At 60.4% G+C, this 12314-nt stretch carries 11 protein-coding genes; 7 read left to right on the top strand and 4 right to left on the bottom strand.

From position 1 onward, the window contains the following. Positions 1-23: 23 nt before the first annotated feature. The 6 genes from iorA (at position 24) to ENJ54_09560 (ending at position 7313) form a co-directional block, all read left to right on the top strand. On the top strand, positions 24-1823 hold the full coding sequence (gene iorA / locus ENJ54_09585; protein HFC10081.1) for an indolepyruvate ferredoxin oxidoreductase subunit alpha: 1800 nt from the start codon (positions 24-26) through the stop codon (positions 1821-1823). An 8-nt stretch (positions 1824-1831) separates the two neighbouring features. Further along, positions 1832-2431: a hypothetical protein gene (locus tag ENJ54_09580; GenBank protein ID HFC10080.1), complete on the top strand. Its 600-nt coding sequence runs from the start codon at positions 1832-1834 to the stop codon at positions 2429-2431. A gap of 41 nt (positions 2432-2472) precedes the next feature. Beyond that, positions 2473-3987, top strand: coding sequence for an acetyl-CoA carboxylase biotin carboxylase subunit (gene accC / locus ENJ54_09575; GenBank protein ID HFC10079.1), 1515 nt, complete (start codon positions 2473-2475; stop codon positions 3985-3987). 74 nt (positions 3988-4061) lie between these two features. Next, complete coding sequence (locus ENJ54_09570) at positions 4062-4559, top strand: acetyl-CoA carboxylase biotin carboxyl carrier protein subunit (protein HFC10078.1); 498 nt, start codon at positions 4062-4064, stop codon at positions 4557-4559. Positions 4560-4702: 143 nt separating this feature from the next. Continuing rightward, on the top strand, positions 4703-5377 hold the full coding sequence (locus ENJ54_09565; GenBank protein HFC10077.1) for a metal-dependent transcriptional regulator: 675 nt from the start codon (positions 4703-4705) through the stop codon (positions 5375-5377). Positions 5378-5387: 10 nt separating this feature from the next. Beyond that, positions 5388-7313, top strand: a complete 1926-nt coding sequence (locus ENJ54_09560; protein ID HFC10076.1) for an iron/manganese transporter — start codon at positions 5388-5390, stop codon at positions 7311-7313. 39 nt (positions 7314-7352) lie between these two features. Here ENJ54_09560 and ENJ54_09555 read toward each other — a convergent pair whose 3' ends face one another. The 4 genes from ENJ54_09555 to ENJ54_09540 are packed head-to-tail and all read right to left on the bottom strand — an operon-like array spanning position 7353 to position 10109. Beyond that, on the bottom strand, positions 7353-8075 hold the full coding sequence (locus tag ENJ54_09555; protein HFC10075.1) for a polyprenol monophosphomannose synthase: 723 nt from the start codon (positions 8073-8075) through the stop codon (positions 7353-7355). A gap of 2 nt (positions 8076-8077) precedes the next feature. Then, positions 8078-8929, bottom strand: a complete 852-nt coding sequence (locus ENJ54_09550; protein HFC10074.1) for a response regulator — start codon at positions 8927-8929, stop codon at positions 8078-8080. Positions 8930-8932: 3 nt separating this feature from the next. Continuing rightward, positions 8933-9571, bottom strand: coding sequence for a 4-vinyl reductase (locus tag ENJ54_09545; protein HFC10073.1), 639 nt, complete (start codon positions 9569-9571; stop codon positions 8933-8935). 19 nt (positions 9572-9590) lie between these two features. Then, complete coding sequence (locus ENJ54_09540; protein ID HFC10072.1) at positions 9591-10109, bottom strand: hypothetical protein; 519 nt, start codon at positions 10107-10109, stop codon at positions 9591-9593. 228 nt (positions 10110-10337) lie between these two features. Here ENJ54_09540 and nusA point away from each other — a divergent pair, with 228 nt between their 5' ends. After that, positions 10338-12308, top strand: coding sequence for a transcription termination/antitermination protein NusA (nusA, locus tag ENJ54_09535; protein ID HFC10071.1), 1971 nt, complete (start codon positions 10338-10340; stop codon positions 12306-12308). Positions 12309-12314 lie beyond the last annotated feature (6 nt).

The following is a 12314-nucleotide window of genomic DNA, read 5'->3' as shown; positions in this document are numbered from 1 at the left end:
AACTGACTACCCCGGAGGTTTTGATGGAAAAAGCCCTGCTCAGCGGTAACGAAGCCATTGCTCGCGGCGCGTGGGAAGCGGGCGTGGAAATTGCCGCGGCCTATCCTGGCACGCCAAGTACCGAGATTTTGCAGGCCTTTGCCACGTTCGACGATGTGTATGCTGAATGGTCGGCCAATGAAAAGGTCGCCCTGGATGTAGCCATCGGCGCGGCCTACGCGGGCAAGCGCGCCCTCGCGACCATGAAGCACGTTGGCCTGAACGTGGCTTCCGAATCCCTGTTTTACTCCTCTTACACCGGCGTCAACGCGGGGCTGGTCATCGTCACCGCCGACGACCCCGGTATGCACTCTTCGCAAAACGAGCAAGACAACCGCAACTACGCCCGTTTTGCCAAAGTGCCCATGCTGGAACCCAGTGACAGTCAGGAAGCCAAAGATTTCACCATCCTCGCCTACGAACTCAGCGAGGAATACGATACCCCGGTGCTGATTCGCTCCACCACCCGGGTTTCGCACGCCAAATCGGTGGTAACGCTGGGCGAGCGCACCGTGCACCCCCAGCGGAAATACGAGCGCAACCCGGCCAAGTATGTGATGATTCCCTCCAACGCCCGCGGACGCCATCCCATCATTGAAGAGCGCATCCGCAAACTGCGGGAATGGGCGGAGACCGCGGAAATCAACCGCATTGCGTGGGGCGACCGCAAGTTGGGCATCATCAGCGCGGGCGCGGCCTACAACTATGCCCGCGAGGTCTTCCCCAACGCCTCGTTCCTCAAACTAGGCATGGCCTGGCCCCTGCCCGAGCGCCTGATTCGGGAATTTGCCGCTGGCGTGGAGCAACTCATCGTGGTGGAAGAACTTGACCCGTTCATTGAAGATTGGGTGCGGCGGCTGGGCATTCAGGTGCGCGGGAAGGACATTTTCCCCATGGTGGGCGAATTCACTTTGGACGTGGTGCGCGAATCGGCCGAAAAGGCCGGCCTGCTGCCGCCCAGCGGCCGCAAGCCCGCACCGCCTTTGGCCGACCTGCCGCCCCGCCCGCCGGTGATGTGCGCAGGCTGCGGGCACCGCGATGTGTTTTGGATTTTGCGCAAACTCAAGGTAGTGGTCAATTCCGACATCGGCTGCTATTCGCTGGCCGTGCTGCCGCCGCTGGATACCACCGACACCATCGGCTGCATGGGTGCGAGCATCGGCGTGGCCAGCGGCATGACCATCGCGGGCCTGGGCAAGTTCCGCGGCCGCCCGCGGCGCAACGTGGCCGTCATCGGCGACAGCACTTTCTTCCACACCGGCCTGCCAGCCCTCGCCAGCGCGGTGTACAACCAAACGCCCGTCACCGTCATCGTGCTGGACAACCGCAACACCGGCATGACCGGCCATCAGGGCAACCCCGCCTCGGGCGACACCCTGCAAGGCCGCCCCGGCAAGCGCATTGACATCGCCGAAGTGGCGCGCGCCATGGGCGTGGAATATGTGGCGACCGTGGAATCGCGCGACTGGCCGGCGCTGGAAAAGGCCATCCGCGAGGCGCTGGATTTCCCCGGCCCGGCGGTGGTGGTCAGCCACGACATCTGCGTCTTCCGCGAGCACTACACCCGCGAGCCCTACCGCATCATTGAGGACGCGTGCAACGGCTGCACCTTGTGCTTCCGCATCGGCTGCCCGGCCATTTTGAAGAGCGACGTGATTGATGTGGAAAGCGGCCGACCCAAGGCGTGGATTGACCCCGCCCAGTGCGTGGGTTGCGGCCAGTGCTACGATGTTTGCGCCCGTCAGGCCATTGAGCCGGGCGCGCCGATTGAGTTCAAATTGTGAGGGATGCCATGACCGTAACCAATTTCCTCGTAACTGGCGTCGGCGGGCAGGGCACCCTGCTGGCCGCTGACATCATTGCCCAGGTGGGGCTGGCGCAAGGGCTGGAAGCCAAGAAATCCGAAGTGCACGGCATGGCCCAGCGGGGCGGCGTGGTGGTCAGCCACGTGCGCTGGGGCGAGCGGGTGCATTCCCCCCTGATTTCGGTGGGCGAGGTGGATTACCTCATCGGCCAGGAAATCGTCGAGGGGATGCGTTTTTTGCATTACCTCAAGCCCGGTGGTGTGCTCTTGCTGAGCAGCGAAACCCTGCCGCCGCCTTCCCTCACGCTGAGCGACATGCGCTACCCTGAGGTTGAGGAAGCCCTTGCCGCGGCGCGTGCTGTGACCGACCGCATTGTGTTCATCCCCGCGCCCAAACTGGCCGAGGAACTCGGCAACCGCAAGGTTGCCAACACGATTTTGCTGGGCGCGCTTTCTGCCCAAATGTCCGACGTGCCCCCGGAATACTGGCTGGATGTGATCGTGCGCCGTGTGCCACAAAAGGCGGTGGAAGTCAACCGCAAAGCCTTTGAGGTCGGGCGCGCTTACCACGACCAGGCAACCCAGTAACCAGGCAGCGAAGCAACCAAGTCACCACTCACGAGGTTCCCATGTTCAACAAAGTGCTGATTGCCAACCGTGGCGAAATCGCCGTCCGAGTGATCCGCGCCTGCCGCGAATTGGGCTTACAGACCGTGGCCGTCTATTCCGACGTTGACCGCAACGCGTTGCACGTCCGTTATGCCGACGAAGCCTATTACATTGGCCCGCCCCAGGCGCGCGAGTCTTACCTGCGGATGAACAAACTGCTGGAAGTCGCCAAAAAATCGGGCGCGGGCGCGATTCATCCGGGCTACGGCTTCCTGGCCGAGCGCGCCGAGTTTGCGCAGGCTTGCGAGGATGAGGGCATCGTGTTCATCGGCCCTAAGCCTCATGCCATTGCCACCATGGGCGACAAAGCCATGGCGCGCGCCACGGTATCGGCTGCGGGCGTGCCGGTGGTGCCCGGCACGGAAGGCGAAGGCAACCTGAACGACGAGGAATTGCTGGCCCTCGCGCCGAAAATTGGTTTCCCTCTGCTCATCAAGGCCGTGGCAGGCGGCGGCGGCAAGGGCATGCGCGAAGTGCGCTCGCTGGACGAGATGCCCGCGGCCCTGCGCTCGGCCCGTGCGGAAGCCGAGGCCGCGTTTGGCGATGGCAACGTCTATCTGGAAAAACTCATCGAAGGCGCCCGCCACATCGAAATTCAAATTTTGGCCGACACCCATGGCAACACCATCCACCTGGGCGAGCGGGAATGCTCCATCCAGCGGCGGCATCAGAAGCTCTTTGAGGAGTCGCCTTCCCCCTTTGTGGGGCAGGATGAAGCCTTTCGCCAGAAAATGGGAGGCGTGGCCGTGCGGGCTGCGGAGGCGGTGGGGTACATCAACGCCGGCACCATCGAATTCCTGGTAGATAAGGACAAGAATTTCTACTTTCTGGAGATGAACACCCGCTTACAGGTGGAGCACCCGATTACCGAGTATGTGACCGGTGTGGACATTGTGAAAGAGCAAATTCGTGTAGCCAGAGGAAGGCCGCTGAGTTACACGCAGGAGCAAATTCAAATGCACGGCTGGGCGATGGAAGCCCGCATCAATGCGGAAGATCCCTACAACAATTTCATGCCTTCCATTGGCCGCATCGAGCACATGCTGCTGCCCACCGGCCCCGGTGTGCGGGTGGATACGGGGGTGTATTCTGGTTTTGAGATTTCCCCCTACTACGATTCGTTGATTTCCAAGCTCATCGTGTGGGGCGAAACCCGCGGCCACGCGATTCAGCGCATGCGCCGCGCGTTGGAAGAATACAAAATTGTAGGCGTGCGCACCACGATTCCGTTTCACCAGAATTTGCTCAAGCAGAGCCGCTTCATTGCAGGCAGTTTCGATACCCGTTTTGTCGAAGAGCGCTTTTCGATGGAAGAGGCCGATGCAGTGCGGGAAACCTACCCCGAAATTGCAGCGATTATGGCGACCCTGGTGGCGCATCAGGAAACCCTGCGGGCGGCGCACGTCATCCGCAGCGCCAAGCGCGACACCAGCAACTGGAAGTGGTATTCTCGCTGGGAACGCATCCACCGCTGACCTGCAACCTGCATCTTGCAACTTGCATCCTGCATCTTGCAACTTGCATCTTGCATCTTTGAGGAGACCCCGGTATGAAATATATTACCACCGTCAACGACCAGGAATTTGAAGTAGAAATTCTGGATGAACGCCACGTGGCCGTGAATGGACGGGTGTATGAGGTCGACATGGCTGCCGTGAGCGGCCAGCCGTTGTATTCTTTGCTGGCCGACCACCGCTCTTTCGAGGGCTATGTTTACGAAGCCGATGGGCAGTGGCAGGTGCTGATGGGCGGTACGCTTTACGAAGCGCGGGTGGAAGACGAGCAACTGCGGCGCTTGCGGCTGGCAGGAGGCGGTGGCGGCAAGGATAGTGGACCGTTCCTGCTCAAAGCCCCGATGCCCGGGCTGGTGGTTTCCGTGCCCGTCACAGAAGGTCAGGAAGTGAAAAAAGGTGACGTCCTGGTAGTCCTGGAATCCATGAAGATGCAGAATGAACTCAAGTCACCTAAAGCAGGCAAAGTGGAGAAGGTGAAAGTCTCTGACGGGCAGACGGTTGACCAGGGAGAAGTCATGGTCACAGTGGTGTGATTTTGGGGTTTTGAGGGTTTGCAAGCCCGAAGAGGGTGGGTTGGGCCGTTGGGCCGATGCGCGAGCATGGGTGCAACGGCCTTTTTTGTTGCGAGGGGGAATTTTGTGGTAGAATTTAGCCTATCCTAAATTGGGGTTTAGTGATGCCTGAGACTTCCCCCAGCGTGCAAGATTATCTCAAAGCCATTTACCGATTGACCCGCGAAGGGGGCCAGGCCACGACCAACAGCCTCGCGGCCATGTTGGGCGTGGCTCCGGCTTCCGTCACGGGCATGCTCAAACGGCTGGCTGGTGAGCAGCCGCCGCTGGTGGCCTACCGCCCTCGGCGGGGGGCGACGCTTACGCCCGCGGGCGAGCGCATTGCCCTCGAAACCTTGCGCCGCCACCGTTTGCTGGAACTGTTTCTGGTGCGCATCCTGGGCTATGGGTGGGATGAAGTCCACGAAGAAGCGGAGCGTTTGGAGCACGCTATTTCTGCTCGCATGGAAGCGCGCATCGCTCGTCTGCTGGGGGAACCGGCCTTCGACCCCCACGGCCATCCCATTCCGGGGCACGACCTCACGCTGCCGCTTTCCCACGCGGTGCCGTTGACGCAAGCCGAGGCAGGGGAGCGCGGGCGCATTGTCAGCGTGTCGGATGCCGACCCCGCGGTGCTGCGGCGGCTTTCGGCGTTGGGGCTGCGTCCGGGGGTGGGCTTTGGGGTAGAGCAGCGCACCGCTGGCGATAATCTGGTGTATTTGCGCGTCGAAGGCCGCGATGAGGCCGTGGTGATAGGCCCTGCGCTGGCCGAGGCCATTTTTGTGGAATTTAGCCCGTGAGGGAGGCAATATGGTGAAACAACGGCATCAGTCCCTTTCGGAGGTGCATGAGACCGTCGTCGTGCCCACGCGCGGCCATTGGTGGCGGCGCTGGCTGGCCATTACCGGCCCCGCGCTCATGGCCGCAGTGGGTTACATGGACCCCGGCAACTGGGCGACCGACATTGCCGCCGGCAGCCGCTACAACTATGCCTTGATTTGGGTGCTGTTGATGTCGAACATGATGGCGATTTTGCTCCAGAGCCTGGCGGCGCGCCTGGGCATCGTCAGCCGTCGCGACCTGGCGCAAGTGTGCCGGGAGGAATATCCCTCTTTTGTCAACATTCCCCTCTACATTCTGGCGGAAATTGCCATTACGGCAACCGACCTGGCCGAGGTCATCGGCTCGGCCATTGCCTTGCAGTTGCTGTTTGGCCTTCCTTTGATTTACGGTGTGCTGTTGACGGCGTTGGATACGTTGCTGCTCCTGGTGCTTTCCCGTTTTGGCATTCGCAAACTGGAAAGCGTGGTGCTGGCATTGGTGGGAACGATTGGGGCGGCTTTTTTTGTGGAAATCGCGCTGGGACAGCCCGATTGGGGCGGCATTGTGCGCGGGTTTGTGCCTTCTTTGCCCGATGCAACCGCACTTTACATTGCCATTGGCATTTTGGGCGCAACGGTGATGCCGCACAACCTTTACCTGCATTCGGCACTGGTGCAAACGCGTAAGATTGGTCGCGAGCCAGAGGCCATCAAGGAAGCCATTCGCTGGAACAACATTGACACTGGCATTGCGCTCAATTTGGCGTTTTTGGTCAACGCGGCCATTATGGTGATGGCGGCAGCAGTGTTTTACCGTCACGGTTACTTCAGGGTGGCCGAAATTCAAGATGCCCATCATCTGCTCGAACCCTTGTTAGGGGCTTCTATTGCCCCCATTGCTTTTGCGGTAGCGCTGTTGGCTTCCGGGCAGAGTTCGACCGTTACGGGCACCCTGGCCGGGCAGATCGTGATGGAAGGCTACCTCAACCTGCGCATTCGCCCGTGGCTGCGCCGCCTGATCACCCGCTTGCTGGCCGTTGTGCCTGCAATATTGGTCATTTACTATGCCGGGGAAAACGCCACCGGGGAATTGCTGGTGCTAAGCCAGGTTGTGCTTTCGCTGCAATTGCCGTTTGCCGTCATTCCTTTGGTGCATGCCGTGGCCGACCGGGAACGCATGGGAGATTTCATCATTCCGCGCTGGATGCAGGTGTTGGCGTGGGGCGTGGCCAGCATCATCTTGGGGCTGAATGTAAAACTGGTGGGGGATGAAATCGGTCAGTGGGCAGCCCATGCCGGCCGTTATGGGTGGCTGGTGCGGGGCACGCTTTTCCCGCTGGCGGCGGCTTTTCTGGGGTTGCTGGTGTATGTGACCGTGCACCCGTGGCTGAAACGACGCCGCGCCGCGGGCAGGTGGCCGCGCCGGCTGGCCGTACCGCACAAGGCGTTGGGGCGCTCGGCGGTGGCACCGCTTTCGTTTGCGTTGACCCCTTACCGGCGGGTGGCGGTGGCGTTGGACTTTTCCGGCAACGACCGGCGCTTGCTGGAAGCCGCTTTGCGGGTGGCAGCGCCCGCGGAGGCGACGTTGCATTTGATGCACGTCGTGGAAAGCCCTGCGGCTCGCGCTTTGGGCCCTGACGCCGATGACCTGGAAGTGGAAATGGACCGCCAGCGGTTACAGAGCCTGGCGGCCTCGGTAGAGGCGCTGGGGGTGCAGGCGACGTGGCATTTGGGAACGGGCAACCCCGCGGCGGAACTGGCGCGCATGGTCACCGAGGTGGAGGCCGATTTGGTCGTGGTGGGAGCGCACGGCCATTCGGGAGTTTCCGACCTGGTGTTTGGCACGACCATCAGCACCTTGCGGCACCGCGTTGCGACCAGTATGCTGGTGGTGCCGTTGATGGAAAAAAACTGAAGGAAGAGCGGGGCAGGCCTGGGCTGAGGAAACCCGAATTTACAGGTCGCGATACCGCCACAGCAGTTGCCACACGCCAATGGCGGCTTCCACCTGAATGGCGAATGACATTTTAGATTGCCCCCAACGGCGTTCCTGGAAGTAAATCGGCACTTCGGCAATACGAAAGCCGAGTTTGTGGGTGAGATAGGCCATTTCGACCTGGAAGAGGTAGCCCGCTGCGTGGACGCGTGCCAGGGGCAGGTTGGCTAAGGTCTCTCGCCGCCAGAGGCGGTAGCCCCCGGTGACATCGCGCACCGGCATTCGCAGGATGGCGCGGGCATAGAAATTGCCAAAGGCCGATAGCCCTTTGCGCCACAGCGGCCAGGCTTCGTCAAGCCGACCGCCGGGCACGTAGCGCGACCCGAGCACCAGGTCGGCCTGGTCGTTTTCCAGCAGGGTTGCCATTTGTGGCAACACGGCAGGGTTGTGCGAAAAGTCGGCGTCCATCTGGGCGATGGCCGCCACGCCTTCCATTTGGAGGGCTTTTTGGAAGCCTGCGAGGTAGGCCGGCCCCAACCCGCTTTTCCCGGCGCGATGCAGCACTTCAACCCGCCCCGGAAAGCGCGCTTTCAGCGCCTCGGCAATTTCGCCGGTGCCGTCGGGGCTGTTGTCGTCCACGACCAGCACACCGAGGTCGAGCGGTAAAGCAAACAAAGCGGAAACCAGCCGGGGCAGGTTTTCCGCTTCGTTATAGGTGGGAATGACGACAAGGAGGCGCATGGTTACCGGACCTGGAAGGCCTCCTTGATGGCATCGGCATCGATGAAGGGGCCGTGTGAAGAGCGCACTTCGCGAATGCGCAGCGCCAGTTTGCGGTCTCCGAAATCTTCTCGCAGGCGGTCCTTCAGGGGGTAGAAGTAATCCAGCGCCTGCCCCAGCCGCTGCTCGATGCGGGAGCGAATGGCGTTTGCATGGGGAGGTTCGGTAATGATGAGGAAATCGTTGGGGGAGAGATGCCCGATGAAGTCGTTGCCAGAGCCCGCGTCGCGAGTGGCGTTTTGAAGCATGCGGCTGATCGCGCGCAGCACATCGTCAGAAGTGACGAAACCGTAGCGCTCGCGGAAGGCATCCAGGTTGCGGACGGAAACCAGCAGAGCCACCCATTCTTTGCCGCTATCGAGCAGTTCTTGAAGCACTTCGTCTACCAAAGCCCCCTCGGGCAATTCGGTGACCGGGTTGGTCACCGGGCCCAGAGAAGCCCGGCGCAGGGCGTTCCGCACCCGCAGGCGCAGTTCCTGGATGTCGAAAGGTTTGGTGATGTAGTCGTCGGCGCCAAGTTTGAGGCCTTTGAGGCGGTCGCTGCGGTCGCGCTTTTCGGTCAGGAAGATGATGGGGATGCGAGAGGTGCGCACGTTGGTGCGCAGGCGTTCCGCCACTTGGTAGCCATCGATGTCTGGCAGGCGGATGTCGAGGATGACGAGGTCAGGCGGCGAAATTTGGCACGCGCGGATGCCGTCTTCTCCCCAGTTTGCCGTTTGCACATCGTACCCCTGCACTCGGAAGTACGATGTCAGCATCTCGGCAACATCCAGGTCGTCTTCAATGATGAGGAGGCGGTGACGTTTGCTTTCCACTTTTCAGCCAATCGGTTCTTTTTGGATGATGAATTCGCACACTTCATCGCCTTTGGCAACGCATTTTGACTCGTTGACGCGAAATTCGTTGCCGCCGGAGACCCATTTGAGCCCTTCCTGCAGCAGCCCCACGGCCATGTAGCATACCGGCTTGTCGGTGGTGCCTTGACGCCCCCAGCAGACCGGGCAGCGGTGGATGGTGTAAATGTATTCGTGTTCTTTTTCTTCGACCGTGGTAATCTGGTCGCTGACCTGGGTAAAGATTTTTGCCATCGCGGGCAAGCCGATGCGCAGTTTGGCTTTCAGCGGCAGCACCTTGAAAGCAAGATCGCCTACTCCTGCCAGGGCGCCGAAATTACGCAGCCCTTCGGCAAAGGCGGCTCGTCCTGCGCGCAACGCCAGCCCACGCCCTCCGCGCGGGCCGTACATCTCTTCCAGTGCCAGGTTGATGGCCGACACGTAGGCAAAGTCGAATGCTTTGTCGAGGTTGTCGGCAGGCATGTTGTCGATGAGGTGGGGCAAATGTGCCAGGTTGAGAATGGCGTTTAGGCCGTTTTTCCCCATCACATCTTCGAGGGCCTCTAAGATGATGCGCGCGATCTTGTTCGGGTAGTAGTAGCCACTTTCGGGGATTGGATCCATGACGCGCCCTCCGGTCGGTTTAGAGAAGTTTGGCGATGTCTTCGGCTGCCCTGCGCATATCCAGGAAGATCAGGCCCAGTTTGGCACCTTCGCGCGCCAGAGCGGTCAGCACGGCTTCTTCACCCACAGCCATCAATACGACATACCCCTGGTTGCCTTTAATGTAAACCTGTTCCAGTGCCCCGCGCCCCAGTTCCGAGGCGATGCGCTCGCCTAACGAGAGCATGGCTGCCGACATGGCCGAGACGCGGTCTTCTTCAATGCCTTGTGGCAGTGCCGAAGCGATGGTCAGACCGTCGACGCTCACAATTGCCGAGGCTTCAATGTCTGGAGAGGAAGCCTGCAAGTTGCGAAGACGTTCCACGAGTTGTTGGGTGCGTGATTGAGCCAAGGCCTCACTCCTTTCTTGGTTGCGCAACCGTGGGAGATTTTTTGCTGAACTTTGCGCTGATACTGTAGCATAAGGGCAAGAGCGTGTCAAGGTGTTTTTTCGGATTTTTAAATTCTCTTTATGCTTCGTTACCCCTAAACCTGCCATGCAGTAGCGCACTGCACGAAATTTTCAGGCAGGCTCTGAATGAAGCGCGAAGATAACCTTGCGCCTTCCCTGTCCTCATGCTAAAATAGGCTCCGTGGGGGGAGCACGGCGGGTTTCCGTGGCCGAAAAGTGGGTGCTCCCCACTTTTCTGTGATTAAGCGCCCCTTGCGTTTTGCCTGCGCTGCAGAGAGCCCTGCGGCGAGATTTTGTTCTGGAGAAAATGAGGTTATGGCAAAAAGTGAACTCTTACTGGCATTCAACGAGTTGCTGGAAGAACGCCATCTCCCCTCTGAGGCGGTGACCTCGGTGTTGGAGAAGGCACTGGCAGCAGCCTACCGTAAAGAGGCGGGCGCGCCGTCTTCCCAGAACGTTGAAGTGGAAATCGATATGGCCGACGGGCACTTCTCAGTCAAGGCCGAGAAAGAGGTCGTGCTGGAAGTGGAAAACCCCGCCACCGAAATTTCGCTGGAAGAGGCTGAGCAAATCGACCCCGAGGTGCAATTGGGTGATGTTGTGATGGTCGACGTCACCCCCGAGCGCCTGGGGCGGGTTGCAGCCCAGACGGCGCGGCAAGTGTTGCAACAGCGCCTCCGCGAAGTTGAGCGGGAACTCCAATATCAATACTTCAGCAAACTGGAAGGCGAAATCGTCAACGGCATTGTCCAGGCTGTGCGCCCTAACGGGGTCACGGTGGGCCTGGAGAAGAACACCGAGGCCTTGTTGCCCCGCCGAGAGCAAATACCCGGTGAGCGTTTCCGGGTTCACGATCGCGTGCGTGCCTTGCTGTTGGAGGTGAAACCGACGGGCAAAGGGCCGCAGGTCATCCTTTCGCGAGCGCACAAGAATTTCCTCCGCCGGTTGCTGGAAGACGAGGTGCCGGAGATCTACCGTGGCGAGGTGGAAATCCGCGCCATTGCCCGCGAAGCGGGGCGGCGCTCGAAAGTGGCGGTCTCGGCCATTGCCCCCACTATTGACCCTGTGGGCGCGTGCGTCGGCCTGCGCGGGGTGCGCATTCAGGCCATCATGCGCGAATTGCATGGCGAAAAAATTGACGTCATTGAGTGGAACCCCGACCCCGAGGTCTTCATCGCGAAAGCCTTGAGCCCGGCGCAGGTCACCGGCGTGTACCTTGACCACGAGAGCCGCACGGCGACCGTTGTGGTGCCCGAGGACCAGCTGAGCCTTGCCATTGGGCGACAGGGGCAAAACGCCCGCCTGGCAGCCAAATTGACCGGCTGGCGCATTGATATCAAAAACGTCTCCGAAGCAGCGTCTGAGGCGCTTTACAAACTTCAAAACGACCCGCAATACGCACCTTTTGCCGAGGCTGAGGCTGAAACCATCCCGGTGGTGGAGGCCATTTTGGCAAAGAAGGCGGAAGGCCGCTTGCTGGCTCCTGAAGAATACCGCGAACTTTCCCGCTTTGTCGACCGCGTCGAGCGGGGCGTGATTGCCCGCCGGGCTGAGGAACTTTCCGAAGAGGCCCGTCGCCTGGCCGAAGCCCGGGCACAAATTCCCGAAGCGGCCTTTGAACTGCCTGTGGATGTTTTGGGCCTGACGCCGCGCATTACCATGTTGTTGACCAATGCGGGCTACAATTCCATCGGTGATCTCATGCTGCAAATGAAGCTCAACCCCGATGAGGTGTTGGCTTTGGATGGCATTGGTCCGAAGGCCATGGAGCAAATTACGGAAACCCTGGCCCTCTTTGAGGAAGCCCACCCGACGGAAGAACCGCAGGCCGAGGTAGAGGAACCTGTTGCCCCTGCTGAGGGAGAGCCCCATCTCGGGGAAGAGGAGGCCGTTGCCGAAGCAGAGGCCCTTGCTCCCGTTGAGGAAGCCAAGGCAGAGGCTGAAGCAGAGACTCAGGTAGCCGCGGAGGTTGAAGAAGCGGTGGAAGAGGCCACACCTGAGGCTGAGGCTGCTTCTGAAGCGGCGGAGGAAGCCGAAGAAGTGGAAGAAAGCGCTTCGTTGGAAGACATCTTCGCCCAGGTCGAAATTCCGGCCGACGAGGTGGCCGTGGACGAAGAGGCTGAAGAGGAAGAACTGGCGGCCGACAAACCACGCAAGAAGAAGAAAAAGAAGAAAAAGAAGAAGCCGCGCCAGTATGTGGAACTGGCCTACGGCGAAAGCGAAGACGATTTGATCCCCGTCAAGCGCCACAAGCGCGAAGACGAATGGGAAGAATGGGACTTTTAGCCCGCC

The organism is Chloroflexota bacterium (assembly GCA_011322445.1).
Lineage (GTDB): Bacteria > Chloroflexota > Anaerolineae > Anaerolineales > DRMV01 > DRMV01.
The sequence above is the reverse complement of the archived record's forward strand: the minus strand, read 5'-3'. Positions and strand labels throughout refer to the sequence as shown.

What these genes read in the sequence shown, in the direction of transcription:
- iorA (HFC10081.1), top strand. Translation starts at nt 24, where the DNA reads ATGGAAAAAGCCCTGCTCAGCGGTAACGAAGCCATTGCTCGCGGCGCG.
- ENJ54_09580 (HFC10080.1), top strand. Translation starts at nt 1,832, where the DNA reads ATGACCGTAACCAATTTCCTCGTAACTGGCGTCGGCGGGCAGGGCACC.
- accC (HFC10079.1), top strand. Translation starts at nt 2,473, where the DNA reads ATGTTCAACAAAGTGCTGATTGCCAACCGTGGCGAAATCGCCGTCCGA.
- ENJ54_09570 (HFC10078.1), top strand. Translation starts at nt 4,062, where the DNA reads ATGAAATATATTACCACCGTCAACGACCAGGAATTTGAAGTAGAAATT.
- ENJ54_09565 (HFC10077.1), top strand. Translation starts at nt 4,703, where the DNA reads ATGCCTGAGACTTCCCCCAGCGTGCAAGATTATCTCAAAGCCATTTAC.
- ENJ54_09560 (HFC10076.1), top strand. Translation starts at nt 5,388, where the DNA reads ATGGTGAAACAACGGCATCAGTCCCTTTCGGAGGTGCATGAGACCGTC.
- ENJ54_09555 (HFC10075.1), bottom strand. Translation starts at nt 8,075, where the DNA reads ATGCGCCTCCTTGTCGTCATTCCCACCTATAACGAAGCGGAAAACCTG.
- ENJ54_09545 (HFC10073.1), bottom strand. Translation starts at nt 9,571, where the DNA reads ATGGATCCAATCCCCGAAAGTGGCTACTACTACCCGAACAAGATCGCG.
- ENJ54_09540 (HFC10072.1), bottom strand. Translation starts at nt 10,109, where the DNA reads ATGGCAGGTTTAGGGGTAACGAAGCATAAAGAGAATTTAAAAATCCGA.
- nusA (HFC10071.1), top strand. Translation starts at nt 10,338, where the DNA reads ATGGCAAAAAGTGAACTCTTACTGGCATTCAACGAGTTGCTGGAAGAA.